Annotated in this window: 23 protein-coding genes; 9 read left to right on the top strand and 14 right to left on the bottom strand. The window is 63.9% G+C overall.

Features of this window, described 5'->3' with window-relative positions; genetic code table 11:
• Positions 1-30 precede the first annotated feature (30 nt).
• The 6 genes from ACQ4W4_RS21015 to ACQ4W4_RS21040 all read right to left on the bottom strand — a co-directional run bounded on the left by ACQ4W4_RS21015 (position 31) and on the right by ACQ4W4_RS21040 (position 5,830).
• Positions 31-918, bottom strand: coding sequence for an STM4011 family radical SAM protein (locus ACQ4W4_RS21015; RefSeq protein ID WP_436543606.1), 888 nt, complete (start codon positions 916-918; stop codon positions 31-33).
• Entirely contained in the window at positions 912-2,291 is a 1,380-nt protein-coding gene (locus tag ACQ4W4_RS21020; protein ID WP_436543607.1) for an STM4012 family radical SAM protein, read from the bottom strand. Before ACQ4W4_RS21020 ends, ACQ4W4_RS21015 begins: the two co-directional genes overlap by 7 nt.
• Positions 2,288-3,133: an STM4013/SEN3800 family hydrolase gene (locus tag ACQ4W4_RS21025; RefSeq protein WP_436543608.1), complete on the bottom strand. Its 846-nt coding sequence runs from the start codon at positions 3,131-3,133 to the stop codon at positions 2,288-2,290. Before ACQ4W4_RS21025 ends, ACQ4W4_RS21020 begins: the two co-directional genes overlap by 4 nt.
• A complete protein-coding gene (locus tag ACQ4W4_RS21030) occupies positions 3,126-4,217 on the bottom strand; it encodes an STM4014 family protein (RefSeq protein WP_436543645.1) in 1,092 nt (363 codons plus the stop codon). Before ACQ4W4_RS21030 ends, ACQ4W4_RS21025 begins: the two co-directional genes overlap by 8 nt.
• Positions 4,218-4,236: 19 nt before the next feature.
• Positions 4,237-5,163: an STM4015 family protein gene (locus tag ACQ4W4_RS21035; RefSeq protein ID WP_436543609.1), complete on the bottom strand. Its 927-nt coding sequence runs from the start codon at positions 5,161-5,163 to the stop codon at positions 4,237-4,239.
• 91 nt (positions 5,164-5,254) lie between these two features.
• Positions 5,255-5,830 carry a helix-turn-helix domain-containing protein gene (locus ACQ4W4_RS21040; protein WP_436543610.1) on the bottom strand — a complete coding sequence of 192 codons (576 nt, stop codon included), beginning with the start codon at positions 5,828-5,830 and terminating at the stop codon, positions 5,255-5,257.
• Between the two features lie 222 nt (positions 5,831-6,052).
• Here ACQ4W4_RS21040 and kbl point away from each other — a divergent pair, with 222 nt between their 5' ends.
• From kbl to ACQ4W4_RS21055, 3 genes are read left to right on the top strand one after another with little or no spacing between them, the layout of a single operon-like run.
• On the top strand, positions 6,053-7,279 hold the full coding sequence (gene kbl / locus ACQ4W4_RS21045; protein ID WP_436543611.1) for a glycine C-acetyltransferase: 1,227 nt from the start codon (positions 6,053-6,055) through the stop codon (positions 7,277-7,279).
• A gap of 20 nt (positions 7,280-7,299) precedes the next feature.
• Positions 7,300-8,265: an NAD-dependent epimerase/dehydratase family protein gene (locus tag ACQ4W4_RS21050; protein ID WP_290601745.1), complete on the top strand. Its 966-nt coding sequence runs from the start codon at positions 7,300-7,302 to the stop codon at positions 8,263-8,265.
• A 48-nt stretch (positions 8,266-8,313) separates the two neighbouring features.
• Positions 8,314-9,726 (top strand): L-serine ammonia-lyase, encoded by a 1,413-nt coding sequence (locus ACQ4W4_RS21055; RefSeq protein WP_436543612.1) that lies wholly within the window; start codon positions 8,314-8,316, stop codon positions 9,724-9,726.
• Positions 9,727-9,884: 158 nt separating this feature from the next.
• Here the strand turns inward: ACQ4W4_RS21055 and ACQ4W4_RS21060 are convergent, their stop codons facing one another.
• On the bottom strand, positions 9,885-10,625 hold the full coding sequence (locus ACQ4W4_RS21060; protein ID WP_436543613.1) for an AAA family ATPase: 741 nt from the start codon (positions 10,623-10,625) through the stop codon (positions 9,885-9,887).
• A 298-nt stretch (positions 10,626-10,923) separates the two neighbouring features.
• On the opposite strand from ACQ4W4_RS21060, the gene thrC reads away from it, so the two are divergent.
• From thrC to ACQ4W4_RS21075, 3 genes are read left to right on the top strand one after another with little or no spacing between them, the layout of a single operon-like run.
• Entirely contained in the window at positions 10,924-12,420 is a 1,497-nt protein-coding gene (thrC, locus tag ACQ4W4_RS21065) for a threonine synthase (protein ID WP_436543614.1), read from the top strand.
• Positions 12,421-12,434: 14 nt separating this feature from the next.
• Positions 12,435-13,661, top strand: coding sequence for a molybdopterin molybdotransferase MoeA (locus tag ACQ4W4_RS21070; RefSeq protein ID WP_436543646.1), 1,227 nt, complete (start codon positions 12,435-12,437; stop codon positions 13,659-13,661).
• Positions 13,662-13,671: 10 nt separating this feature from the next.
• A complete protein-coding gene (locus ACQ4W4_RS21075) occupies positions 13,672-13,926 on the top strand; it encodes a MoaD/ThiS family protein (RefSeq protein WP_436543615.1) in 255 nt (84 codons plus the stop codon).
• Between the two features lie 50 nt (positions 13,927-13,976).
• Here the strand turns inward: ACQ4W4_RS21075 and ACQ4W4_RS21080 are convergent, their stop codons facing one another.
• Positions 13,977-14,216, bottom strand: coding sequence for a hypothetical protein (locus ACQ4W4_RS21080; RefSeq protein WP_436543616.1), 240 nt, complete (start codon positions 14,214-14,216; stop codon positions 13,977-13,979).
• 154 nt (positions 14,217-14,370) lie between these two features.
• Between ACQ4W4_RS21080 and ACQ4W4_RS21085 the strand changes: the two genes are divergently transcribed.
• Positions 14,371-15,612 (top strand): TIGR03862 family flavoprotein, encoded by a 1,242-nt coding sequence (locus ACQ4W4_RS21085; protein WP_436543617.1) that lies wholly within the window; start codon positions 14,371-14,373, stop codon positions 15,610-15,612.
• Between the two features lie 13 nt (positions 15,613-15,625).
• Here ACQ4W4_RS21085 and ACQ4W4_RS21090 read toward each other — a convergent pair whose 3' ends face one another.
• The 6 genes from ACQ4W4_RS21090 to hpnC form a co-directional block, all read right to left on the bottom strand.
• On the bottom strand, positions 15,626-16,432 hold the full coding sequence (locus tag ACQ4W4_RS21090; RefSeq protein WP_436543618.1) for a head GIN domain-containing protein: 807 nt from the start codon (positions 16,430-16,432) through the stop codon (positions 15,626-15,628).
• A 10-nt stretch (positions 16,433-16,442) separates the two neighbouring features.
• Positions 16,443-17,231, bottom strand: coding sequence for a DUF1700 domain-containing protein (locus ACQ4W4_RS21095; protein WP_436543619.1), 789 nt, complete (start codon positions 17,229-17,231; stop codon positions 16,443-16,445).
• Positions 17,232-17,259: 28 nt separating this feature from the next.
• On the bottom strand, positions 17,260-17,415 hold the full coding sequence (locus ACQ4W4_RS21100; RefSeq protein ID WP_436543620.1) for a hypothetical protein: 156 nt from the start codon (positions 17,413-17,415) through the stop codon (positions 17,260-17,262).
• Between the two features lie 125 nt (positions 17,416-17,540).
• Positions 17,541-18,914: a hydroxysqualene dehydroxylase HpnE gene (gene hpnE / locus ACQ4W4_RS21105; protein WP_436543621.1), complete on the bottom strand. Its 1,374-nt coding sequence runs from the start codon at positions 18,912-18,914 to the stop codon at positions 17,541-17,543.
• Positions 18,907-19,740 (bottom strand): presqualene diphosphate synthase HpnD, encoded by an 834-nt coding sequence (hpnD, locus tag ACQ4W4_RS21110; RefSeq protein WP_436543647.1) that lies wholly within the window; start codon positions 19,738-19,740, stop codon positions 18,907-18,909. Before hpnD ends, hpnE begins: the two co-directional genes overlap by 8 nt.
• Positions 19,741-19,786: 46 nt before the next feature.
• A complete protein-coding gene (gene hpnC, locus ACQ4W4_RS21115) occupies positions 19,787-20,668 on the bottom strand; it encodes a squalene synthase HpnC (RefSeq protein WP_436543622.1) in 882 nt (293 codons plus the stop codon).
• Positions 20,669-20,960: 292 nt separating this feature from the next.
• Between hpnC and ACQ4W4_RS21120 the strand changes: the two genes are divergently transcribed.
• Both ACQ4W4_RS21120 and ACQ4W4_RS21125 read left to right on the top strand, forming a co-directional pair.
• Entirely contained in the window at positions 20,961-22,124 is a 1,164-nt protein-coding gene (locus ACQ4W4_RS21120) for an efflux RND transporter periplasmic adaptor subunit (RefSeq protein ID WP_436496666.1), read from the top strand.
• The gene (locus ACQ4W4_RS21125) at positions 22,121-25,219 is read left to right on the top strand and encodes an efflux RND transporter permease subunit (RefSeq protein WP_436543623.1); all 3,099 of its coding nucleotides are present in this window, start codon (positions 22,121-22,123) and stop codon (positions 25,217-25,219) included. The genes ACQ4W4_RS21120 and ACQ4W4_RS21125 overlap by 4 nt, the downstream gene beginning before the upstream one ends.
• Positions 25,220-25,704: the final 485 nt, after the last annotated feature.

Below are 25,704 nucleotides of genomic sequence, written 5' to 3' on the forward strand. Positions count from 1 at the left end.
CAATGTGTCGGATTACGCGGCGTGCCGCCGCTAATCCGACCTACTCCGGCCTGCCTCTGTAATCCTCGCCAGCACTCCCTCCCCAAACACGGCCTGAAACGGCAAATCCTTGCGCTGCGCATAGCCGATATAGCAGTCGCACTTGAAGCGCGGGCAGGACTTTTCCTGCAGCATGTCCGCCAGCTCATCCACATACAGATTCCCCAGCCGCTCGGGCACGAAATGGCAGCGCGCCAGTTCGCCGTCGCCATCGACGGACAGCGATGCTTCGCCCGCCAGGCACGGTTTGCCGCGCGAAGGGGAAGGTCTGCGGTTCTGCGCGAACCACGGGTCGACGGCATCCAGCCAGGCCAGGTCTTGCTCGCCGTAGTAGCCTGGACCGCGGCGGTCGTAGGCGTTCAGCCACAGGTAGACGTGCGCGGGCAGGGCCGCGCGCAGGGCGCGGATGGCGTCCAGGTGCTCGTGCATCGCCACGACGCCGACGGAATAGCGCACGCCCATGGCGTCCAGGCGCGCGCAGCGTGCGAGAAAGCGGGCCAGCGTCGTCTGGTCCGGGTGGTAGGTGCACCACAGGCCGACCTTTTCCAGCCCTTCGATATCGCTCAACCAGCCCAATGGGCCGGACAGATTCGTCTGCAGCGCCACTTGCCGCACGTGCGGCAGGCTTGCCAGGGTTTGCATGGCCGTGCGGTAGTGGCGCCGCACCAGCGCCTCGCCCCATGGCGTAAACAGCACGCCGATGGCCCGATCTTGCGCCGCCACCCAGTTGGTAAAACGCGCCACTTCGCGCGCATCGCGGGCCAGGGTGGCGCGGCTGTCGCGCTTCTTGGCGAACGGGCAGTAGCCGCAGGCGTAGTTGCAGCTGGCCAGCGTGCCCCGGTACAGCAGGGACAACATGCCGGGCTGTGTTGTCAGCACGTCTGGCCCTCTTGCGCCATCAGCGCGCGCACCGTCTCGGACGCCAGCCACGGGCCGATGGTGTCGGCGTAGCTGTAGCCCTTGTCATTGAGGCGCAGCAGCGGACCATCCTCTTGCACCAATTCCAGCGCGTGCAGCTCTGCCAGCTGCGGCAAGTCCGCTTCGCAGCGGGAGCCGAAGCGCGCCGTGTAGGCGTCGCGGTCCAGGCCAGGTTCGGTCAGCAGCGACTGGATCACGTAGCGCCGGCGCTGTTCTTCGTCATCAAGCTGGTAACCGTGTTCGGCCTGCGCAAAGCGCGCCTCGTCCAGCGCCAGGTAGTTGTCGATGATGCCGATGGTCTCTGTTCTCGCCACCGCGTACTCGCTCGAATAGTGCAGGCTGGCCGTGTACGAGCGGGCGCCCGCGCCCAGGCCCACCATGCCATCGTTCTGGCAGCAGTACGAAGGACCATTCTGTTCCGGCGCATGCGGGGCGCGGAACATGCGCATCGAGACCTGCTCATAGCCTTGCGCGCGCAAATGGTCGCGCGCGGCCGCGTACAGGGCCAGCCGGCTGTCGCCATCGCGGGCCAGCATGATGGGGTTGAGCGACTCCGCGCCCTGGCGGCGCGCGACCTTGCCGAGACCCGTCTGTTCGCGCACGTACAGCGGATACAGATAGATTTCCTCGGGCGCAAACGTCAGCGCGCTGTCGATGGACGCGAGCAGGCTGGCGACGGTCTGTCCCGCGATACCGTAGATCAGGTCCAGGTTCAGGGTGGGAAAGCCGGCCGCGCGTATCAGGCCGATGGCGTGATGGACGGTGGCGTTTTGCTGGGGGCGGGCCAGGGCGCGCATCTCGCCGGCGGCAAAGCTCTGGATGCCCAGGCTGACCCTGTCGATGCCGTGCGCGCGGCACACGGCCAGGCGTTCCGCCGTGATGGTTTCGGGCGACGCCTCGATGCCGGCCGGCGTGGCTTGCAGGTCGATGCCGAGGATGTCGCGCGCGCCGCACAGCAGGGTGTCGAGCTGCGCGGGCGACAGATAGGTGGGCGTGCCGCCACCGAGCGCGAAGCGGGCGAAGCGCCGCTCGCCCAGCGCGCCGTTGAGTGCGCGCATCTGCACCAGCACTTGCTGCACGTAGCGCTCGACCATGTCGGCACTGGGGCGGGCCATGGCGAACAGATTGCAAAAGCCGCAGCGCATCTCGCAGAACGGAATATGGATATACGCGAACAGGGCGGAGCGGTCCTGTTGCGCCCACAGGGGCGCCAGCGGCGTGGCCTGCGCCAGCGTACGGTAGGCTGCCTTGTGCGGATAGGAATAGGAATACGCCTGGTAGGGCGTGTGGCGCATGCGCTGCGCCAGGGTGCCCGGCTGTTCGGATGGATTCACGTTGTGGTTCCCTTGGAATACTGGTGTGAAGATTCAATGAAAAAATGCGCGTACGGCACGTTCCACACGCTGTCGTGGGCGACCCTGTGGCCCCGGTAGCCATCTTCGCCATACGCGCTGCCGTGGTCCGAGCAGACGATGGCGAACGTGGGCGCGCGCGCGGCGCAGGCGGCGAACAGCGGCGCCAGCGCCCCGTCCACGTAGCGCAGGGCCGCCGCATGGCTTTCCAGGCAGTCGGCGCGGCAGCCGGGCAGGTAGGCGCGGTTCGGCGTATGCAGCGCGCTGACATTCATAAACAAGAAGGTGCGCTGTGCGCTATCGGCCAGCAGGCGGGTGGCCAGCGCCACCTGTTTTTCGGTCGAATGGCGGCCGGCCACGCCCATGCCCGCGCTCCAGTGGCTTTCCTGGAACAGCGAGGGCAGCACGGAACCCAGCGCCGTCTGCTTGTTGAAAAAGCCCACGCCGCCGATGCAGAGGGTGCGGTAGCCGCGCGCGGCCAGCGCGGCGGGAAGGTCCGCTTCTTCGAAGGCAAACGTATGCGGCGAGGTGGTTTCGCTGCCCGCGAAGGCGGAAGCGAACAGGCGCGGATGGCGGCCCGGCGCGGCCGGCGTGGGCAGAAAGCCCGCGAAGAAGGCATGGTGCGCCGCATAGGTGAACGTGGCGGGCGAGTGGCGCCGTTCCCAGCCGCCCGGCGGAAGAAAACGCCCCAGCACGGGCAGCTCACCGGCCTCATGCAGGGCTTGCGCCACGTCGTAGCGCAGGGTGTCGAGCGTGATGAAGACGATGTCGTGGCTGCCCACGACGGCGTGCATGTCGGGGATGGCTGGGGTGTCTTTAAGCATGTGTCAGTTGCGTCAGTTGCGCCGCGTAGGTGTCCGCGCCTTGCCACAGCAGGCCTGGCAGCAGGTCGCCGAAGGCGTTCGCTTCGAGCACGTGGGCCTGGCCATGGCGCGCCACGAGGTCATAGCCCGTCACGTGGCTGGCCGGGAAGGCGCGCGCGGCCAGGGCGGCGGTGTTTTCCAGCGCGGCCAGGTCGGCTGCGTTCAAGAGGCCGGCCGCGTCGCCGCGCCGGTTATCGAGGTGCAGATTGGTCATCATATGCTGTCCGATGCGCGCCACCCTGTGCGCGGGCTGGCCGGCCAGAGTCACGACGCGCAGGTCGTAATGGCTGTCGCCGCAGCGCGGCTTGTTCAGCCATGCTTCCGCGTACAGCTCCTGGGCAGCCAGCGCATCGACGAGAGCCGCGATGTCGGCGGTCGTCTCGTAGCGCGCCATACGCTTGACATTGAACAGGCGCGCCGCGCCATCCCCATGCTGCAGGGTGGCCGAGGTGGTGGCTTGCTGGCGCCCGGCCTTGTTCCTGCGGTAGGCGACGACGCCCGACGCGGACGAGCCGTAGCGCGGTTTTAAATAGACTCGGTCAAGGTCATGCTCGTGCAGCAGTGACTGCAAATGGTCGTAGCCATGCACGGGACCGAGCAAGGCGGGAATGGGTGCGCCATGCGCGGCCAATTGGCGCTGGCAGGCCAGCTTGTCCGTCATGCGGAGAATCTCGGCCGGGGCATTGAAGACGCGTATTGCCGGCAAAGCCGCCAGTTGCACCGCCAGGTCTTGCATGGCGCTGGCAAAGCCCGCAAACCACGCATCCATGGCCAGCAGTTCGCCATGTTCGGGCGCGCGCACGGGGGCGCGGCCCCGCAGCCGGCAGCCTGCCTGCAGCAACAGCCGGTGGGCGGCCGGGTCGTCGCCCGGCGGTTCGATTTTCAGCAGACCAGGCTGGCGCAAGGCGTGCTCCAGCAGCGCCGGCTGCGCCAGCCAGTCGCGCCACTCCAGCACCTGCGCGGGCGGCAGGCGCAGGTGCGCGCGCGCCGCCTGCATCAGGCGCACGCGCTTGCTGCCCTGTGTCGCCAGCAGGGTGAGGTGCATATGCAAACGGTGAATCCGCTTATTCTCCGACTGCCACGTAACGGTAGCTTTCGCCGTCGTCTTCATCGGCTTCCTGCGGGTCGTCCAGCACCACCTCGAAAGGCAGCGCCTTCAGTTTCGCCTGGTTTTCCTCGGAAATGTAATGGTGCGACAGGTCCAGGCGCTTCAACTTGCCCAGCTGCGTGTGATTGAGCACGGCCACGGCGCCCAGGTCGCCGATGGTGCCCAGCGACAGGTCGAGGGTGTCGAGCTGCGCCACCAGCGGTTCTTCCGCCAGCCAGACGGCCAGGTCGTCGGCGATTTCCGCATCGCGCAAGCCCAGGTATTTCAGGGTCGGCACGGTCAGCTGGGCCAGCACCTTGCGGTACAGGGCCACATCGCCGGAAAAACCGTAGTCGTCCGTGCCCAGCCACAGTTCCAGGTGTTCCAGTTGCGGCATGCTCGATGCGGCCAGGGCCTCGGCGATTTTTTGATCGAGGCCACCGGATTCGATGGTGAGCTTACGCAGGTTCTGGTGTGCAAACGGCTCAAGCACCAATTCATTACCGCCACGGATGCGCAGTTCTTCCAGCTGTGGGTAGGCGTCCAGCAGTGGCTTGTAGCTGCCTTGCACGATCCACGAAATTTCGCATTCCTCATACGTCATGTCGCCGATGAACAGGGCGCGCAAATTGGGCAGTTCGGCAGCGTGGGCGACCAGGGCGGCGATCACTTCGTCGGCGCCCGATTCGTACGGGTCACCCCACATGCCGATGATCAGCGCTTCGAGCGCATTCTTGTCCGTCTTTTCCAGAAAGCCGGCAAGCAGGTCCGGCATCTTGCGCTTGTCGTCGTAGTCGAGCGACAGGCGATAGACGACATCCTGTCCGGATTGCAGCGCAATATCAGGATCGTACTGGACGACTTTTTTTGTGTGGAAGAGGGTGGTGCTTTCGGAAATCGTCATCGGTAAGGCTCCATGAAAGGCAGTGGAAATCTTGTCTAATCCAAAATCTTAGCATGGGCCAAACAGCTTATTGCACACTGCTGGAAAGCAACTAGCGATGAATGACAACGAGTAAAGCCTTGCCCTCGGTCTTGCCCAGATTGCGTATCGTGTGCGGCTGGTCCGCCGGATAGCGGGCCGTGCCGCCATTCTTGACCTTTTTCTTCGCCGCGCCCACTTCCAGCTCCAGGTTGCCGTGGATCACCGTCAAATGCTCGGTCGTGCCCGGGTCGTGCGGCTGCGACGCCAGTTCGCCGCTCGGCGCCAGGGTCACTTCATACCATTCGTATTTGCCGGCCAGTTCCATCGGGCCCAGGATGCGCAGCACGTAGCCCGCATGGTCGCCGGGAAGGGTGGGGGTTTCATGGGCGTCCGTGATGCGGATGGTTTCCACGGCTTTTTCCGCGCTCGACAGCAATTCGCCGATCTGCACGCCCAGGGCGTTGGCCAGGCGCCACGTGATGGCGATGGTGGGATTGGCTTTTTCGCGCTCGATTTGCGACAGCATGGACTTCGATACGCCCGCGATGCGCGACAAATCCTCGAGTGTCAGGCCGCGCGCCAGGCGCAGCCGTTGCAGGGTGGCGCCCACTTCGGGCGGAGAATTGGTCGAAACGCTGGTTTTCATCGGCAGGTGGCTTGCAAAGTTCAAAAGGCTTGGGTAATATCCACTATATTGAATTTCAGTTCGAAATAGTGGATTTTGAGGAAAAACACGGAAACGTGTAGACTTCAAACAGCGCTTCACGGTACAGCATTGTGCGCGCACCGGTCAAGCGGCGGCTTTTCCCCTATGGCGGCTGAAACCACACGCACACCACACGCATCCATCAGGGACACAAGGAATATCATGAGCGAGCAAGCGAAGAACACCTTTTTCAGCGGTCTGCAACAGAATCTCGATCAACTGCGCCAGCAGGGCTTGTACAAGCCCGAGCGCGTGATCGCCTCGCGCCAGGGCGCCGAAGTGGTGTGCGACGATGGCCGTACCCTGATCAATATGTGTGCGAACAACTACCTTGGCCTGTCCGGCGACCTGCAGACGCAGGAAGCGTCGATTGCCGCCACGCAAAAATACGGCTACGGCCTGTCGTCCGTGCGCTTCATCTGCGGCACGCAAACCGTGCATAAAGAACTGGAACAGGCCATTTCCAGCTTCCTGGGCACCGAAGACACGATTCTGTACGCGGCCGCATTCGACGCCAACGGCGGCGTGTTCGAACCGCTGTTCGATGAAAACGACGCCATCATCTCGGACGCGCTGAACCACGCTTCCATCATCGACGGCATCCGCCTGTGCAAGGCTGGCCGCTACCGCTATGCGCACAACGACATGGTCGACCTGGAAGTGCAGCTGCAAGCGGCGATTGCCGCTGGCAAGCGCCACAAAGTCATCGTCACGGACGGCGTGTTCTCGATGGATGGCACGATCGCGCAACTCGACAAGATCTGCGACCTGGCCGACAAGTATGGCGCGCTGGTGATGATCGACGAATGCCACGCTTCCGGCTTCATGGGCGCGACGGGCCGCGGCACGCACGAACACCATAATGTGATGGGTCGCATCGACATCATCACGGGCACCCTGGGCAAGGCCCTGGGCGGCGCCATGGGCGGTTTTACCTCCGCGCGCAAGGAAGTCATCGACACCCTGCGCCAGAAATCGCGCCCCTACCTGTTCTCGAACACCCTGGCGCCATCGATCGCCGGCGCTTCGCTGTCGGTGCTGGCCCGCCTGGCCAAGTCGACGGAACTGCGCGACCGCCTGCATGACAACACGGCGTTCTTCCGCAGCGAGATCGAGCGCATCGGCTTCACCATCAAGCCGGGCACCCATCCGGTCGTTCCCGTGATGCTGTTCGACGCCCCGGTGGCACAGAAATTCGCCGCCCGCCTGTATGAACTGGGCGTGCTGGTGACGGGCTTCTTCTACCCGGTCGTGCCGATGGGCCAGGCCAGGGTGCGCGTGCAGCTGTCCGCCGCGCACACCCGCGAACAGCTGGTGCAGGTGCTGGCCGCCTTCGAGCAGGCCGGCAAGGAACTGGGTTTGCTGACCACCACTACCACGACCAACTAACAAGAATTCAGGAAAATAGCATGGAACGCATCTTAGTCATCGGCGCAAACGGCCAAATCGGTAGTGAACTGGTGGGCGCACTGGCGCAGCAGCACGGCGCGGACAACGTCATCGCCAGCGACATCGGCACGAACAATCTGTACCAGGCCAAGCGCTACGCGCAATTGAACGTGCTGGACAAGGACGGCCTGGCAAAGCTCATCGCCGACGAGAACATCACCCAGGTCTACCAGCTGGCGGCCATGCTGTCGGCCACGGGCGAGGCGGCGCCATTGAAGGCGTGGAGCTTGAACATGGATGGCTTGCTCAATATCCTGGAACTGGCGCGCGAGCGGGGCGAGGCGGGCAAGCCGCTGCGCATCTTCTGGCCGTCGTCGATCGCCGCCTTCGGCCCGAACACGCCGCAGGTGAACACGCCGCAAATGACGGTGATGGACCCGACCTCGATGTACGGCATCAGCAAGCTGGCCGGCGAGCGCCTGTGCGAATACTATTTCAACAAGTATGGCGTGGACGTGCGCAGCATCCGCTACCCGGGCATCATCAGCTACAAATCGCCTCCGGGCGGCGGCACCACCGACTACGCCATCGCCATCTTCCATGCGGCCTTGCGCGGCGAGCGCTATGACTGCTTCCTCGATGCGAACACCACCTTGCCGATGATCTACATGCCCGACGCCATCCGCGCCACCATCGAACTGATGGACGCGCCGGCGGCATCGATCAAGATCCGCTCCTCGTACAATGTGGCGGGCGTGTCGTTCAACCCCGAGCAGCTGGCCAAGGCCATCGTGCACATGGTGCCGGACTTCAAGATCAGCTACAAGCCGGACAGCCGCCAGGCCATCGCCGACAGCTGGCCGCAAAGCCTGGACGACAGCAAGGCCAGCGCCGATTGGGGCTGGAAGGCGCAGATCGGCGTCGAGCAGATGGTCACCGACATGCTGGCCAATGTCGACGCGGGGCAGGCTGCCAAGGCAGCCTGAGTCCAGCACCGCAATTCATAAAAACATACCAATATAAAGAGACACTACATGGATATGAGCGTATTCGACTTATTTAAGATCGGCATCGGGCCGTCGAGTTCCCACACCGTGGGACCGATGGTGGCGGCGCGGCGTTTTCTGGTCGAATACGGTCCGCTGGACCAGGTGGTGGGCGTCGAGGCGGCCCTGTATGGCTCGCTGGCGCTGACGGGCGTGGGCCATGCCACGGACAAGGCCGTCATTCTGGGCTTGATGGGCGAAACGCCGCAGGACGTGGCGCCCGATGCCGTCGACAGCAAGCTGGCCGCCATCGAGGCGGCAGGCGAGATCGCGCTGCTGGGCACGCGCGTGGTGCCGTTTACGGCCGCCACGGGCCTGGTCTGGCACAAGAGCGAATCGCTGCCAGAGCACCCGAACGGCATGCGCTTCACCCTGAAACTGGCCGACGGCAGCCGCGTCGACAAGGTGTATTACTCGATCGGCGGCGGCTTTATCCGCGAAGCCGGAGAAGCTCAAACCTCGGCGCAGGCCGAAGCGGCGGTGGAGTCGGCGGCAAGCGCCCGCGTCGTCTTCCCCTTCGACACCATGGAACAGTTGCTGGCGCACGGCGTGGAAAGCGGCTTGTCGATTCCGGAAATGCTGCGCGCGAACGAGTGCGTCAAGCGCAGCGAAGATGAATTGAATGCGGGCCTGGACCGTATCTGGCACGTCATGCGCGACTGCATCGCGCACGGCCTGGAAACGACGGGCAATCTGCCGGGCGGCTTGAACGTCAAGCGCCGCGCCGCCAAATTATGGCGATTGGCGCAGGAAGCGAAAGCATCCGACAACCGCGCCAACGACTTGCCGCACGACGCCGTGCACCTGGTCAGCCTGTACGCGATGGCCGTCAACGAGGAAAACGCGGCCGGCGGGCGCGTGGTGACGGCGCCGACCAACGGCGCCGCCGGCATCATCCCGGCCGTGCTGCGCTACTACGCGCAGGATTGCCGCCCCAGCGATCCGGTCGGCGGCGTGCGCCGCTTCATGCTGACGGCCGCCGCCATCGGCATGCTGTGCAAACGCAATGCCTCGATCTCGGGCGCCGAAGTGGGCTGCCAGGGCGAAGTGGGCGTGGCCTGCGCCATGGCGGCGGCCGGACTGGTGGCGGCTTTGGGCGGCACGAATGAGCAGATCGAAAACGCGGCCGAAATCGGCATCGAACACCACTTGGGCATGACGTGCGACCCGATCGGCGGCCTGGTGCAGATCCCCTGCATCGAGCGCAACGGCATGGGCGCCGTAAAAGCCATCACGGCCGCCTCGCTGGCGCTGAAGGGCGACGGCACGCATTTCGTCAGCCTCGACGAAGTCATCGAAACCATGCGCCAGACGGGCGCGGACATGCAGGACAAGTACAAGGAAACGTCTTTGGGCGGCTTGGCCGTGCACGTCATCACCGTCAACCACGCTGCTTGCTGAGGGCGACGCGATAAACCTACTGCGCAGCCCGCTCTCGCGTCGGCGTTGCTCGCCGTACCCTGGTACGGCTGCGCTACTCAACGCGACATTGGGCTTGCTCGCTACGGTTTCTCGCGCCGCCGTGACGTCCCGGGCGCTGATATAAAGACGGAATCGCCTTAATCTTCCTCAAACAACTGCTCCAGCCTCCGCGGGTAGTGATTCAAAAAATCGCGCGTCACGGCGTAGTGTTCCGTGTCTTCATAAGCCACCTCATGGATGCCGCCGCCCGTAAAGCTGAGGATTTTCGCGTTTGGGTAGGCCAGCAGGATGGGCGAGTGGGTGGCGATGATCAGCTGCGAGTCGTCCTGCACCAGCTGGTGGATCACGGACAATGCGGCCATCTGGCGGCTCGGCGACAGGGCTGCCTCGGGTTCGTCCAGCAGGTACAAGCCTTTTCCGCGCAGCTTGTTGATCAGGGTCGCCATGAACGCTTCGCCGTGCGATTGCGCGTGCAGCGACTTGCCGCCATAGCTGGCCAGGTATTCGGGCATGTCGTCCATGTAGGTGGCGACGTTGAAAAAGCTTTCGGCGCGCAGGAAATAGCTGTCCTCGGGTTTTTTATAGCTCTTGCTCAGGCGCAAGTGCGCATGCAAGCCCGATTCCTCGTCCGACGGCAGGGCGATGCGCACGTTGCGCGTGCCGCCATCCTTGCCGAAGCCCAGCCCCACGGCCAGCGCTTCGAGCATGGTCGACTTGCCGCTGCCGTTCTCGCCCACGAAAAACGTCACGTCGGGATGGAAATCCATGTGCACGAAGTCGCGGATGGCGGGGATGGTGAACGGATAGTGATCGAGGTCGACGACGGCGTCAGGGCGCAGCGCGGCGCTTTGCAGATACGGTTTTTTACTCAGCGACATGGCCGGTTCCATGAATGGCCGCAGTTCGGCCGACAAGCGCCAGTGTGGCGCAAATCAGGCACGCACGCCAGCATGCGGGGCCATCTTTATGCAGGGCGTTGATCTCGTCATAAGAAATTTCCAAAATGCAATGCCTTTGCCATGATTCCGGCCCCGCCGGACGCTGCTGTTTGACAACAGGCACGGGGGCCAGGGCGCTTGCGTACGCACGCGATTCGCCTTGGACGGCGGCTGGCACTATAATATCCGCTGCCATTCATGATCAACCGCACTCAGCTCAACTGGACTCTTCAAATCTATGCATTACGTGTCTACCCGCGCTGATAAAGCGCCATCGCAATCGCAACAATCATCTTTGCAGCAATTCTCCGACATCCTCCTGGGCGGCCTGGCCCCCGATGGCGGACTGTATCTCCCAGAACATTACCCGCAAGTCACTGGTGCCGAGCTCAACGCCTGGCGCACATTGTCGTATGCCGACCTGGCCTACGAAATCCTGAAGAAGTTCGCCACCGATATCCCGGCCGCGGACCTGAAGGCGCTGACGGCGAAAACCTATACCAAGGCAGTCTACAAGAACGCCCGCGCCGGCGAAAACGCGGCCGACATCACGCCGCTGCGCGTGCTCGAGGAAAACGTCGTCAAGGGCGGATCGACCACCCTGATGCTGCAGGCGCTGTCGAACGGCCCGACCCTGGCCTTCAAGGACATGGCCATGCAGCTGCTGGGCAACCTTTTCGAATACACGCTGGCCAAGCACGACGCCGAACTCAATATCTTCGGCGCCACCTCGGGCGACACGGGCAGCGCGGCCGAATACGCGATGCGCGGCAAGAAGGGCATCCGCGTCTTCATGCTGTCGCCGCACAAGAAAATGAGCGCCTTCCAGACGGCGCAGATGTTCAGCCTGCAAGACCCGAACATCTACAACATCGCCGTCGAAGGCGTGTTCGACGACTGCCAGGATATGGTAAAAGCCGTGTCGAACGACCTGCCGTTCAAGGCGAAGCAGAAAATTGGCACCGTCAATTCCATCAACTGGGCGCGTGTCGTGGCGCAGGTCGTGTACTACTTCCGCGGCTACCTGGCGGCCACCACCAGCAACGAGCAAAAAGTGTCGTTCACGGTGCCGTCGGGTAACTTCGGCAATATCTGCGCCGGCCATATCGCCCGCATGATGGGGCTGCCGATCTCGAAACTGGTGGCCGCGACGAATGAAAACGACGTGCTCGATGAATTTTTCCGCACGGGCGTCTACCGCGTGCGCAAGTCCGCCGAGACGTACCACACGAGCAGCCCGTCGATGGATATCTCGAAGGCGTCGAACTTCGAGCGCTTCGTCTACGACCTCGTGGGCCGCGACAGCGACCGGGTGCGCGCCCTGTTCACGAAAGTGGAAACGCATGGCGGCTTTGACCTCTCCGGCAAGCCGGGCAGCGATGGCGACGAGTTCAAGCTGGTGGCCAAGTATGGCTTCAAGTCCGGCAAGTCCACGCACCAGGACCGCCTCGACACCATCCGCGACGTGGCCGACGACTACGGCATCACCATCGACACGCACACGGCCGACGGCATCAAGGTGGCGCGCGAGCACCTGGAGCCGAACGTGCCGATGATCGTGCTGGAAACGGCGCTGGCGGCCAAGTTCAACGAAACCATCCTCGAAGCGCTGGGCGTGGACGCGGAGCGGCCGGCCGGCTTCGAGAACATCGAGGACTTGCCGCAGAAGTTTGTCGTGATGGACGCGGACGTCGAGAAAATGAAGGCGTATATCGCCGCCAATACGGGCTTGTGATGAGCGGGCCTGTGATGAACGATCCGGCCGCGCAACGCAAACCGATGCTGTCGGTGGCCGAGGCGCAGGCCTTCATGCTGGGCGCGGCGCGCCCGGTGGCCGAGGTGGAACTGGTCGACACCATGCACGCCAACGGCCGCGTGCTGGCCACGGCGCAGACGTCGACCCTGAACGTGCCCGAGCGCGACAACACGCAGATGGATGGCTACGCCGTGCGCGCGCAGGATTGCGCCAGCGGCGCGGCCAGCCTGCCCGTGTCGCAGCGCATCGCGGCCGGCCACGTGGGCCAGCCTTTGCAGCCGGGGACGGCGGCGCGCATCTTCACGGGCGCCCTGATCCCGGACGGCGCCGATTGCGTCGTAATGCAGGAGCAGTGCACGGCGGCGGACGGCGTGGTGACGGTCAACCACGTGCCGAAAGCCGGGGAATGGGTGCGCCGTCAGGGCGAGGATATCCGCGCAGGCGGCGAGATCCTCGGCGCCGGCCGGCGCCTGCGCAGCCAGGAAATGGGCCTGGCCGCCTCGGTGGGCCTGGCGCAAGTACCCGTGCTGCGCAAGCTGCGCGTGGCCGTGTTTTTCACGGGCGACGAGCTGGCCATGCCCGGCGAACCGCTGGCGCCGGGCGCCGTCTACAATTCGAACCGCTTTACCTTGCGCGGCCTGCTGGAAAATCTGGGTTGCGAGATCACGGACCTGGGCATCGTGCCCGACAGCCTGGAAGCGACGCGCGCCGTGCTGCGCCAGGCGGCCCAGGGCAACGACTTGATCATCACCTCGGGCGGCGTGTCCGTGGGCGAGGAAGATCATATCAAGCCGGCCGTGGAAGCGGAAGGGCGCTTGAACATGTGGCAGATCGCCGTCAAGCCGGGTAAACCCTTGGCGTTCGGCGAAGTGCGGGACGCCTTCTTTGTCGGCTTGCCCGGCAATCCCGTCTCCAGCTTTGTCACGTTTTTGCTGTTCGTGCGCCCGTTCATCCTGCGCCTGCAGGGCGTGGCGGGGAACCTGGCGCCGCGCAGTTACCAGCTGCCGGCCGCGTTCGAGCGCCTGAAGGCGGACAAGCGCAACGAGTTCCTGCGCGCCAGGGTCAATGACGAGGGCGAGCTGGAATTGTTCGCCAACCAGAGTTCGGGCGTGCTGACCTCCACCGTGTGGGGCGACGGCTTGATCGATTGCCCGCCGGGATTGTCGATTGCGCGCGGCGACATGCTGCGTTTTATCCCGTTTAACGAATTGCTGTACTAAGGAAGCATCGATGAAGATCAATCTGCGATTTTTTGCCAGTGTGCGCGAACTGGTGGGCACGGGCCACGAAGTGCTGGAAGTGGCCGGGCCGCTGACGGTGGGCGAGGTGAGAACCCTGCTGATCGCCCGCGGCGGCAACTGGGAATACGCACTGGCCCAGGGCCGCGCGCTGCGCACGGCGCACAAGCAGGTGATGTGCGATGCCGATACCGTGATAGGCGAAGGCGACGAGGTGGCGTTCTTCCCGCCCGTAACGGGCGGCTGATCCCGTTTCTCAGACAAGACGGCCACTTCATCGAAGCGGCCGTTTTTGCGTCAAGCCCGGGTTTTCGGCTTGCTGGCAGTGGTGTCACTGCACGTGGCGCAAGCGACGGCCTTTCGGTAGCGCCAGTACTTCGAACCGATGAAGATGGCCGACGCCACCAGCGACCAGGCCAGCGCGCTGAGAATGTCGGCCTGGCTGGTGGTGCCCTTGCTGTACTCGACCACCGTCAGGATGATGAATAAGATCGAACTGGCCAGCAAATAGCGGGAAATCCAGAATCCTGCGCCCATGTGTTTCTCCTCTTGTCGTCGCGTTGTCGCGTGAAGTCAAGCCGCCGGTCGCTGCGGCATCTCCGCGCAGTATGCATCATTTTTCGGCATTCTTGCCATCCCCGGACCTTATCTCGACTAAAATGCCGGGGTTTTCACCGTCTTCCAGCGTGCCATGACCCATTCCAGCCTTCCTCCCTTCCACATCGCCGTCATCGGCGGCGGCCCTGCCGGCCTGATGGCGGCCCAGGCGGCCACCGACCAGGGAGCCAGGGTGGAACTGTTCGACGCCATGCCGTCCGTCGGCCGCAAATTCCTGCTGGCCGGGCGGGGCGGCATGAACATCACGCACGCGGAAGGCTACCAGGGCTTCGTCTCGCGCTACGGCAGGCGGGCGCACTGTGTGAAACCGGCGCTGGACCAGTTCGGCCCGCAAAAGGTGCGCGACTGGGTGCACGGCCTGGGCGTGGACACCTTCGTCGGCTCGTCGAACCGCGTCTTCCCCACCGACATGAAGGCCGCGCCCTTGCTGCGCGCCTGGCTGCACCGCCTGCGCGAAGCGGGCGCGCAATTTCACATGCGCCACCGCTGGACGGGCTGGCAGAACGGCCAGCTGGCCTTCGCCACGCCGGACGGCGAACGCCTGCGCGCCTTTGACGCCGTGATCCTGGCCCTGGGCGGCGGCAGCTGGGCGCGGCTGGGATCGGACGGCGCCTGGGTGCCGCTGCTGCAAGGGCAGGGCGTGGCCGTGGAAGCGCTGGCGCCGGCCAATTGCGGCTTCGACGTGGACTGGAGCGACCATTTCAGCAGCCGCCATGCGGGCGAGCCGCTGGCGACGGTGGCCATCACGGCGCGCGATATCGACGGCTTGATCATCAAGCGCCAGGGGCAGTTCGTCATCACGGCGGGCGGCGTCGAAGGCAGCCTGATCTACGCGCTGTCGGCCGCGCTGCGCGAGCAGATCGCACGCGACGGCAGCGCCACCATCTGGCTCGACCTGGCGCCCGATCACAGTCATGCACGCGTGTTCGAGGAAGTGACGCGGCCGCGCGGCGCCCGTTCCATGTCCAGCCATCTGCAAAGCCGGCTGGGCATCAAAGGCGTGAAATCGGGCCTGCTGCGCGAATGCCTGAGCGCGGCCGACTTTGCCGACGAGGCCAGGCTGGCGGCCGCCATCAAGCTGCTGCCCGTCACGCTCAAGCGTCCGCGCCCCATCGATGAAGCCATCAGCAGCGCCGGCGGCGTGGACTTCGACGGCATTGACGGCAGCATGCTGCGCGCCATGCCAGGCGTCTTCGTGGCGGGGGAAATGCTGGACTGGGAAGCGCCGACGGGCGGCTACCTGCTGACGGCCTGCCTGGCGCAAGGCAAGGCGGCCGGCGAGCAGGCCGTGGCATGGCTGGAAAAGAGTCGTTAGAGAACCGTCATCATCAGTGCCAGATGATATCGCCTGAACCGCTTTTTTGGGTCTCGCGCTGGCGCGGGTTGCCGTAGACGTGGATGTCGCCGCTGCCGCGCAGGGTCAGGTTGGCGGCGTCGCGCACGAAGACGGTGCTCTGGCCCGAGCCTTGCAGACTGACGCTGGCCTTGTCGGCCGCCATGTGTTCGGCGTCGATGTCGCCTGAGCCGCTCAGGTCGGCACGCAGGAATTTCGTGTTGCCGCTGGCGGAGATGCGCCCGGAGCCTACCATTTCCAGCACTACGCTGTCGCTGTTGCCGGCATTGATGTCGAGGTCGCCACTGCCGTTGACGGTCGCCTGCACCTGCTTGTAGCGGCCCGTGAAGCTGACGTCGCCTGAACCCATGAGTTCCAGGATGAAACTGTCGCCGGAAAATCCCGTGATCCTGCTGTCGCCATTGCCGTGCACTTCCAGTCGCACGAGGGCTGGCAGCACCAGTTCCACCTGCAGCGGCTGGCGATGGTGGAACAGCATGCCTTTCGGGCCGATATGCAGGGTCGTGCCGTCGGCCGTCGTGTCGACATTCGACAGCAGGCGTTGCTCGCCGCTCACTTTCAGCGATGGCGTGGCGCCGCGGCGCAGCACCAGGTCGATGGGGCCGGCCAGATCGATGCTGTTGATATTGGCGGAAATCGGGCGCGTATCGCTGCGCACGGCGCGGCCGGCAGCGCTGCTGGGATTGCTGATCCCCTTGGCGCGCAGCGCCGCATACGACATGGCGATCAGGACCATGGCCAGCAGGAGCATGGACAGGCCGACTTTGAGCAAGCGTTTCATGGCAGCCTTTCTAGTGACCTTTGAGCAGGGAGACATTCATGGCGATATAGCGCTTGATACCGATCAAGGTATAGCGCGTGACCACCAGACTGAGCAGGAAGATGGCGATGCCGCCGAGCAGCATGCCCACGCCGAAGACCGTTTGTGTGGTGCGCGCATCGCGGTCCATGTCGGTGGAGATGCGGACGCCGCCGCCGGCCAGCGCTTCGGCCCGCTCCATCATGCGCGACGAAGCGCCGGGCGCCTCGGCTTCGGCCGGTTCACGCTGCAAGGGGCCGGGCACATGGTCGATTTCGATGCCCTTGTCGCCGATGGTGATGCGCGTTTCGCGCCGCTTGTCGCCTTCGCCGTCGTCGTCATGAATGAAGATGTGGCGCAGCGGCCCCTCGAGCACCAGTTCGTTGGCGCCGGACAAGCCGCTGGCCGTGATGGCGATGCCGGCCAGGTAAAAGCTCAGGCCGACCGCATACAGGGCGGCCAGCAGCGCAGCGTAGACTGCTGCGGGCACGACCATGAACAGGTTGAAGATGGCCAGGCCCACCAGCGAGACGAGCAGGCGCAGCAGGTTGACGGGGGTTTTCTTTTGCTCGAACGCCTGGCGGTGGGTGCTGCTGCGCAAGGTGAGGGCGATCTTTTTCGGGTCGCCCAGGTCGTCGGCGATTTCGTGCTCGCTGCGGCCGGCCGCCGCGCCTTCGATGAAGGTCTGTTCGTAATAATCGAGGGTCTTGGCCACCAGGTCCGGCGGCAAGCCTGCCAGCGCGCGCCGCAGCGCCTCGAGATAGTCTTGCTTGTTCATCATATTCTTCCTGTCACTCCGCTTCGCCGCCTCAGCCCACCGCCGGCAGCAGCATGCTTGCCTGGCTCAGCAGCAATGGCGTTTGTGGCACTTGCTGTACGTGAATGACGATCAGGGTGGCGAGCAGCACACAAGCGAGCAGCGCCACGGCTTTCAAGCTGTTTTTCAAGTGCAAGGTGGTGTGCATGGTAGTCCTCTGTGGCATGGCCGTTGTCGATGATCAGACTGTACCCAAGCGCACGCGAGCGCACCAGTGCGGTGCGACAGAATGCAATTTCGCGGGGGCGAGCGACACCAGGGCAGGATGCACCGTCAAGTCTGTTTTGCCGCTTGGTCCGTCGTGACGGCCCTGGCCGCCGCCACGCCGCTGCGCACGGCCGCTTCGATGGTCGCCGGATAGTCTTGTGTCCGGTCGTCACTGGCCGTGTAGTCGCCGGCCAGCAGCAGGCCAGGCACGCCGCTGGCGTTGCCGGGCCGGGCCAGGTCCGGCGTGCAGGCAAAGGTGGCGCGTTTTTCCGTGATCAGCTGGGTCCACAGGGGCTGCGCCAGGGCAGGGCGCTGCAATACCTGCGCCAGCTGCGCGGCGATCGCTTGCGCCAGCGGGCCATGACCTTGCTCGGCGGCAGGGCCTGACGCGCTGATGACGACGGCCAGCAAGCCCGCCTGGTTACCGTCGAGCTGGCCCCGGTCGAAGACGAACTGGCCCCAGTGCTGTTTCTGCGGCGCATCGACGAGCGCGTAAAACGGCAAGTCCAGGCGCACCGAGGCGTCGTATTGCAGGTAGCAGGTGCTGATGGCTTCCGGCGTGAAGGCCTGCATTTTGGTAATAACGTCATCGAGGCGCGCGTCGTGCAAGCCTTGCAGCAGACTGGAAGCTTGCACGGACGAGGTGGCCACGATGACGCCGTCAAAGACATCCGCATCATCGAGTCGCCAGCGGCCATCGGGCAGCCCGTGCAAGGCGGCAATCTTGGCGCCCGTGCGCACTGCGCCGCCATGCTGTTCCACGTAGCGGGCGGCCGCGTCGGGCAACAGGGCGCTCAGGTCCGCTTTCGGGATCAGCATGTCGGAGGCGCGGCGGCGCGATGCGCCCAGGCTGTCGCGCAGCACATTGATGAAAACGCGGGCCGAGGCGCGCTCGGGTGGGGTATTCAAGGCCGCCAGGCATAGCGGATGCCACATCAGCCGGTTCAAGCGGTCCGTCTGGTCGAAGCGCTGCAGCAGTTCGCCGACCGTGCAGTCGTTGTACAACTGCCAGCCCATCCACCGCATGGCGGTGGAAAAGCGCATCAGGGCCAGTTTGTCGGCGCCTTGTAAACCTTTGGCACGCAGCAGGGCCCACGCCAGGTGCAGCGGCGCGGGCAGCCGCGGCGCGATGAAATCCATGCCGTCGGAACCGGCCGGATAGCGCATCTGCAGGGGTAGCGTGAGGATCAGCTCGCTAGGGTCTCGCCCCGCCAGCTTGATCAGGCGCAATGTTTCCGTGTACGCGCCCAGCAGGATGTGCTGGCCGTTGTCGAGCACAGTGCTTTCGCGTTCGACCCGGCGCGCGCGTCCGCCCAGGGTGCGCGCCGCCTCGTAGACCGTGACGGCATGGCCGGCGCGCGCCAGTTCCATGGCCGCCGCGCAGCCGGCCCAGCCGGCGCCGATGACGGCGTAGCGCTGCTTCACGCTACTGTCAGCCACGAACCCAGGTCTTCCAGGCCAGCCACAGTTTGCGGATCGGCGTGAGCGAGATGCGCTGGTTCAGCACGTGATAGCCGTCGCGCTCGACTTCGTTGAGCAGGGTGCGGTAGATGGCGGCCATGATCAGGCCCGGGCGCTGGGCGCGGCGGTCTTCCGCCGGCAGCAGGGCGAACGCTTCGTCGTAGGCTTTTTGCGCGCGCGCCACCTGGAAGCGCATGAGGTTTTCAAAGTTTTCGCTGTGGCGCGCGTTCAGCAAATCGGCCGCCGTCACATTGAATTGCTGCAATTCGCTGATCGGCAGGTAGATGCGCCCCTTGCGCGCATCTTCGCCCACGTCGCGGATGATGTTGGTCAGCTGGAAGGCATGGCCCAGCTTTTCCGCGTACAGCAGGGTTTCCGGGCGGGTCGCGCCAAAGATGCTGGCCGACAAGATGCCCACCACGCTGGCCACGTGCCAGCAATAGCGGCTCATGGCCTGGTAATCGAGGTAGCGCGTCTGGTTCAAGTCCATTTCCATGCCGTCGATGATGGCCTGCAAATGCTTTTCTTCCAGCTTATAGATGTCCAGGTGCGGCTGCAGCGCGCGCATCACGGGATGCGTGGGGTTGCCCTCGTACATGGCCTTGACTTCCTTGCGCCACCAGACCAGCTTGGTGCGTGCCACGGCTTCGTCCGTGCATTCGTCGACCGTGTCATCAACTTCGCGACAGAAGGCGTACAGGGCCGTGATGGCCTTGCGGCGTTCGGCCGGCAGGAACAGGAAGCTGTAGTAGAAGCTGGAGCCGCTCTGGGCGGCCTTTTGTTGGCAGTATTCGTCGGGAGACATAGTCAAAAGAGCAAGGGTTGCAGATCGAAGCCGCTATTCTATCGTCTTACAGAGTGGGCGACGGGGGAAAAGCCGTTTTTACTTGTGTCTCTTGACGCAGGCTTTTGCGCGACATGCGCAGGGCGCGCCAGAAAATGATCAGCCAGTCGCGTTTCTCCAGCTTGGGACGGCGCCGGAACACGTCGTAATTGACGGCCTCGATGGCTTCCAGGATGCGCAAGCCCCCTTGCACCACCAGGCGCAGTTCCCAGCCGATGCGGCCGCGCAAGCGCAGGGCCAGCGGCGCGCCGGACAGCATCAGGGCGCGCGCGCGGGCCACTTCGAAGCGCATCAGGGCGCTCCACTTGCCGTGCGCCTCGGGCCGCTCGAAGGCGGCGGCGGAGACGGCAAAGCGGCTCAAGTCTTCCATCGGCAGGTAGATGCGCTCTTTTTGCTGGTCGATGGCGACGTCTTGCAGGAAATTAATTAGTTGCAAAGCTGAACATATGGCATCGGAATCGCGTACATTCTGTTCATCGGCCGCACCGTACAGGTGCAGCATCAGCAGTCCCACGGGGTTGGCGGAGCGGGCGCAGTAATCGAGCACGTCGTCATAGCTGGCGTAGCGCGTCGTTTCCACGTCCTGCTTGAAGGCGGACAACAGATCGTAGAACGGCTTGAGCGGCAACTGGTGTTTGGCGATGACGGCGGCCAGGCGTTCGAACATGGCGGCGTTTTCGCCCGCATGGCCCTCTTCGCGGGCGATGCGGCCCAGCGCCTCTTCGTAGGCGTGTAGAAAGGCCAGGCGTTCGGCCGGCGCGGCGTCGCCTTCGTCGGCCAGGTCGTCGGCGCTGCGGGCGAAGGCATAGATGGCTTCGACGGCGGGCACCAGGCGGCGCGGCAGTAAAAATGATGCAACAGGAAAATTTTCGTAATGGTCTACAGGCATGAACACACTTCTCTAGTCTTGCGTTTGTCCGGCACTCCCGCACACGCTGGAATGTGGTCGGACGTTGTACGTCTCAAGATTAATGACGCAAAAGTCACTAAAAACTTTTACGCACGATTATAATTAATAACCAGAAAGTCATTAGCGGAAAATCGTCCCCCCGCCACGACCAAACTGATATTGTCACAAATTTAAGGATATCGCGTGCGAAAAAGTTTGGCTTGGCCCAAAGGACAGGCAAAAAGTTTCTCCGCATAAAAATATTGCAGCCCGCATAGTAAAGGAAAATACCTTGTTTGCCCTGAAAACCCTGCGCCGCGAGACCGGCGCACCCGCACTTCCCGCCCTGCGGCTGATTGCCGCCGCCGCCCTGGCGCTGACCCTGGCGGCCTGTTCCAAGCCTGCCGTCAAGGTGGAAGACGTGCGCCCCGTGCGTGCTATCGTGTTGTCTAGCAGTAATGTTGACGTGAGTGCCGAGCTGTCGGGCGAGGTCGTGCCCCGCGTCGTGTCGCAGCTGGGTTTCCGCGTGGGCGGCAAGATCGTCGCGCGCAAGGTCGACGTGGGCGCCAGCGTGAAGAAGGGGCAAGTGCTGATGCAGCTCGACCCCGCCGACTTGCAGCTGTCGCAGGCGCAGGCCAAGGCCTCGCTGGTGAGCGCGGAAACGAACCGCGACCTGGCGCGCGCGGAATTGAAGCGCTACCAGGACTTGCGCGAGAAAAATTTCGTCAGCCAGGCTGTGCTCGATGGCAAGGACGCCACCTACAAGGCGGCGCAGGCGAACGTGGAAGCGGCGCAAGCCCTGTACCGGGGCCAGGCGAACCAGTCCGGCTATGCCAGCCTGCTGGCCGATGCGGACGGCGTCGTCACGCGCATCGAGGCCGAAGTGGGGCAGGTGGTAGCGCCCGGCGCGCCCGTGGTGCAGGTGGCCAAGAGCGGCGAGAAGGAAGTCGTGATCGGCATTCCTGAAGACAAGGTGGAGACCTTGCGCAAGGTCAAGGATGTCACCGTGCGCCTGTGGGCCGACCCGCAGCAGGGCTTGCCTGGCAAGATACGCGAAGTGTCGCCCGTGGCCGACGCGGCCACGCGCACCTATCTGGCCAAGGTCAGCATCCCGGACGCGCCGCAAGTGCGCCTGGGCATGACGGCCGTGGTGCAGTTCGCTTCGCAAACGGCCACGCCGCAGATCAAGGTGCCGCTGACGGCGCTGTTCAATGAAAAATCGCAAAGCTCCGTGTGGGTGGTGGAAAACGGCGCCGTGAAGCTGGTCCCGGTGACGGTGGGCGGCGTGGCGGGCAATGAATTGCTGCTGACCTCGGGCGTGAAAGCCGGGCAGACGGTGGTCACGGCCGGCGTCAACCTGCTCAAGCCTGGTCAGAAAGTGACCATCCTCGGCGCCGAACTGGCCAGCAAGCCTGAGGTCGCCGCTGCCGCCGTCAGCGTGGGGGCCGCCAAATGAAGGGCGGCTTCAATCTGTCGCGCTGGGCCCTCGAACATATCCCGCTGACGCGCTACCTGATGGCCGTGCTGCTGATCGGCGGCATGCTCAGCTACGCCAGCCTGGGCCAGGATGAAGATCCCCCGTTTACCTTCCGCGCCATGGTCTTGCAGGCGTACTGGCCCGGCGCCACGGCGCTGCAGATGGCCGAGCAGGTCACGGACAAGCTGGAAAAGAAGCTGCAGGAAACGCCCTACATCAATGAAATCACCAGCTACTCGAAGCCGGGCGAAACCCTGATCCTGCTGGAGCTGCGCGAATCGGCGCCGCCCAAGGAAACGGCCGCCGCCTGGTACCAGGTGCGCAAGAAGATCGGCGACATCAAGGGCACCTTGCCGTCCGGCGTCGTGGGTCCGTTCTTCAACGACGAGTTCGGCGACACGTATGGCTCCATCTTCGCCCTGTCCGGCGATGGTTTTACCTACGCGGAAATGAAGGATTACGCGGACAAGGTGCGCCAGGAACTGCTGGCCGTGGGACAGGTGTCGAAGGTGGAACTGTTCGGCGTGCAGGATGAAAAGATCAATATCATCTTTTCGCACAAGAAATTTGCCCAGTTGGGCATTCCTTTCGATGCCATCGTGCAGCAATTATCCGAGCAAAACAGCATCAACGCCACGGGCGTGCTGGTGACGCCGACGGACAATCTGCAAGTGCGCGTGACGGGCGCCATGGTCACCGTCAAGGACCTGGAAAACCTGGAATTGCGCGCCAACGGCACCACCTTCCGCCTCGGCGACTTTGCCACGGTGAAACGTGAATTCGTCGATCCGCCCAAGGACAAGATGCGCTTCAATGGCAAGGAAGTGATCGGCCTGGGCGTGTCGATGGAAAAGGGCGGCAACATCATCGATATGGGCAAGGCCTTGCAGGCGACGGTCACGCGCATGAAGAGCGAATTGCCGGTGGGCATAGAGTTGCAGCGCGTGTCGAACCAGCCGGAAGCCGTGTCCGCTTCCGTCGGCGAATTCGTGCACACCCTGATCGAAGCCATTTTGATCGTGCTGGCCGTCAGCTTTGTCGCGCTGGGCTTGCACACGAAGCCGCTGCGCATCGACGTGCGCCCGGGCCTGGTGGTGGCGCTGACCATTCCGCTGGTGCTGGCCGTCACCTTCCTGTTCATGCGCCTGCTCGACATCGACTTGCACAAGATCTCGCTGGGCGCCCTGATCATTGCGCTGGGCTTGCTGGTCGATGATGCCATCATTGCCGTCGAGATGATGGTGCGCAAGATGGAAGAGGGCATGTCCCGCTTCGACGCGGCCACGTTCGCCTACACGTCGACGGCCATGCCCATGCTGACGGGCACCCTGATCACGGTGGCGGGCTTTTTGCCCATCGGCCTGGCCAAGTCGGCCGCCGGCGAATACACGTTCTCCTTGTTTTCCGTCAATGCGCTGGCCCTGATCATTTCGTGGGTGGTGGCCGTCGTCTTCACGCCCTACATCGGCTACATCTTGCTGAAGGTGAAACCGCACGCGCGTAACGACCATGAATTGTTCGATACGCCGAACTTCCGCCGTTTCCGCCGTGCCGTCACCTGGTGCGTGGAATGGCGCAAGACGACGATCGCCGCCACCCTCGCCATCTTTGCGCTGGGTATTTACGGCTTCAACTTTATCGAAAAGCAATTCTTCCCCGATTCCAGCCGTCCGGAGCTGATGGTGGAATTGTGGTCGCCCGAAGGCACGACGTTTGCCGCGAATGAAAAGCAGGTGAAGAAATTCGAGGCCTTCGTCGGCAAGCTCGACGGCGTGGAAAGCGTCACCAGCTACGTGGGCACGGGCAGCCCCCGTTTCTACCTGCCGCTCGACCAGATCTTCCCGCAGACCAACGTATCGCAAGTGGTGGTCTTGCCGAAGAGCCTGGCCGACCGCGAACGCTTGCGCCAGCAAATCGTCGATGTCTTCAAGAAAGATTTCCCGGAAGTGCGGGGCCGGGTCAAGCTGTTGCCGAATGGACCGCCGGTGCCGTATCCCGTGCAATTTCGCGTCATGGGGCCGGAGGTGGCTGGCGTGCGGGCCATTGCCGACCAGGTCAAGGACATCATGCGCGCCAATCCGAACACCCTGGGCGTGAACGATAACTGGAACGAATCGGTGAAAGTGCTGCGGCTGGACCTGGACCAGGACAAGATGCGTGCGCTGGGCGTCACCTCGAAAACGGTGATGCAGGCGGCCAATACGATTCTGTCGGGCACGGTCATCGGCCAGTTCCGCGAAGACAATAAGCTGATCGATATCCAGGTGCGCCAGCCCCTGGAAGAGCGGGCGACGATTTCCGTGCTGAATGACACGAATATCCCGACTGCAACGGGTAAGTCCGTGCCCATCTCGCAGCTGGCCCGCGCGCATTTCGTGTGGGAACCGGGCGTCGTCTGGCGCGACAAGCGCGAATGGGCCATCACCGTGCAGTCGGACGTGATCGACGGCATCCAGGGCGCCACCGTGTCGACGCAACTGGCGCCGCAACTCGATGCCTTGCGCGCCAAATTGCCGGCCGGTTACCGCATCATCGTGAAAGGCGTGGCGGCCGACAGCGGCGAGGCGGAAGCGTCGATTTCGGCGAACTTGCCGCTGGCCATTTTCATCATCTTCACCTTGCTGATGCTGCAGCTGCACAGTTTCTCGCGGTCCCTGCTGGTCTTCCTGACGGGGCCGCTGGGCGTGGCGGGCGCCGCCTTTGCCTTGCTGGCGCTGGGCCGGCCACTTGGTTTCGTCGCCAACCTGGGCATCATCGCGCTGTTCGGCATGATCATCCGCAACTCGGTGATCCTCGTCGACCAGATCGAGCAAGACATCAATGACGGGTCGACGCCATGGGACGCCATCATCGACTCGGCCGTGCGCCGCTGCCGCCCCATCGTACTGACGGCCGCCGCCGCGGCGCTGGCCATGATTCCCCTGTCGCGTTCCGTGTTCTGGGGCCCGATGGCGGTCGCCATCATGGGCGGCCTGATCCTGGCAACGGCCTTGACTCTGCTGTTCCTGCCGGCCCTGTATGCGGCCTGGTTCCGGGTCAAGAAGCCGGTGGTGCTGGACAAAGGAGGGAACTAAGGAAGCAATTCCTCCGCGCTGACCATGATTCCCCTGTCGCGTTCCGTGTTCAGGGGGGATCACGCTGGGCGGTCGCCATCATGGGCGGCCTGATCCTGGCAACGGCCTTGACCTTTCTGTTCCTGCCGGCCCTGTATGCGGCCTGGTTCCGGGTCAGGAAGCCGGTGGTGCTGGACAAAGGAGGGAACTAAGGAAGCAATTCCTCCGCGCTGACCATGATTCCCCTGTCGCGTTCCGTGTTCTGGGGGGGATCACGCTGGGCGGTCGCCATCATGGGCGGCCTGATCCTGGCAACGGCCTTGACTCTGCTGTTCCTGCCTGCCCTGTATGCGGCCTGGTTCCGGGTCAGGAAGCCGGAGCCGGTGACCGCGAAAGCGGGATAGAAATCGGCATCAAGGTGTCGGCATAAAAAAGGCGGCATTCCTCTGGGAAATCCAGTAGAATGCCGCCTTTGCTTTGCCGAGGGCTTGCTCTATAAGTCCGCG

The organism is Janthinobacterium glycogeni, assembly GCF_051380725.1.
Lineage (GTDB): Bacteria > Pseudomonadota > Gammaproteobacteria > Burkholderiales > Burkholderiaceae_D > Janthinobacterium.

Excerpts from the sequence above, each read along its gene's own strand:
- ACQ4W4_RS21040 (WP_436543610.1), bottom strand. The coding sequence starts at position 5,830 with ATGAAAACCAGCGTTTCGACCAATTCTCCGCCCGAAGTGGGCGCCACC.
- ACQ4W4_RS21025 (WP_436543608.1), bottom strand. The coding sequence starts at position 3,133 with ATGCTTAAAGACACCCCAGCCATCCCCGACATGCACGCCGTCGTGGGC.
- hpnC (WP_436543622.1), bottom strand. The coding sequence starts at position 20,668 with ATGCCTGTAGACCATTACGAAAATTTTCCTGTTGCATCATTTTTACTG.
- ACQ4W4_RS21125 (WP_436543623.1), top strand. The coding sequence starts at position 22,121 with ATGAAGGGCGGCTTCAATCTGTCGCGCTGGGCCCTCGAACATATCCCG.
- ACQ4W4_RS21070 (WP_436543646.1), top strand. The coding sequence starts at position 12,435 with ATGAACGATCCGGCCGCGCAACGCAAACCGATGCTGTCGGTGGCCGAG.
- ACQ4W4_RS21055 (WP_436543612.1), top strand. The coding sequence starts at position 8,314 with ATGGATATGAGCGTATTCGACTTATTTAAGATCGGCATCGGGCCGTCG.
- ACQ4W4_RS21090 (WP_436543618.1), bottom strand. The coding sequence starts at position 16,432 with ATGAAACGCTTGCTCAAAGTCGGCCTGTCCATGCTCCTGCTGGCCATG.
- thrC (WP_436543614.1), top strand. The coding sequence starts at position 10,924 with ATGCATTACGTGTCTACCCGCGCTGATAAAGCGCCATCGCAATCGCAA.
- ACQ4W4_RS21075 (WP_436543615.1), top strand. The coding sequence starts at position 13,672 with ATGAAGATCAATCTGCGATTTTTTGCCAGTGTGCGCGAACTGGTGGGC.
- kbl (WP_436543611.1), top strand. The coding sequence starts at position 6,053 with ATGAGCGAGCAAGCGAAGAACACCTTTTTCAGCGGTCTGCAACAGAAT.
- ACQ4W4_RS21080 (WP_436543616.1), bottom strand. The coding sequence starts at position 14,216 with ATGGGCGCAGGATTCTGGATTTCCCGCTATTTGCTGGCCAGTTCGATC.
- ACQ4W4_RS21095 (WP_436543619.1), bottom strand. The coding sequence starts at position 17,231 with ATGATGAACAAGCAAGACTATCTCGAGGCGCTGCGGCGCGCGCTGGCA.
- ACQ4W4_RS21035 (WP_436543609.1), bottom strand. The coding sequence starts at position 5,163 with ATGACGATTTCCGAAAGCACCACCCTCTTCCACACAAAAAAAGTCGTC.
- ACQ4W4_RS21030 (WP_436543645.1), bottom strand. The coding sequence starts at position 4,217 with ATGCACCTCACCCTGCTGGCGACACAGGGCAGCAAGCGCGTGCGCCTG.
- ACQ4W4_RS21050 (WP_290601745.1), top strand. The coding sequence starts at position 7,300 with ATGGAACGCATCTTAGTCATCGGCGCAAACGGCCAAATCGGTAGTGAA.
- hpnD (WP_436543647.1), bottom strand. The coding sequence starts at position 19,740 with ATGTCTCCCGACGAATACTGCCAACAAAAGGCCGCCCAGAGCGGCTCC.
- ACQ4W4_RS21100 (WP_436543620.1), bottom strand. The coding sequence starts at position 17,415 with ATGCACACCACCTTGCACTTGAAAAACAGCTTGAAAGCCGTGGCGCTG.
- ACQ4W4_RS21085 (WP_436543617.1), top strand. The coding sequence starts at position 14,371 with ATGACCCATTCCAGCCTTCCTCCCTTCCACATCGCCGTCATCGGCGGC.
- ACQ4W4_RS21060 (WP_436543613.1), bottom strand. The coding sequence starts at position 10,625 with ATGTCGCTGAGTAAAAAACCGTATCTGCAAAGCGCCGCGCTGCGCCCT.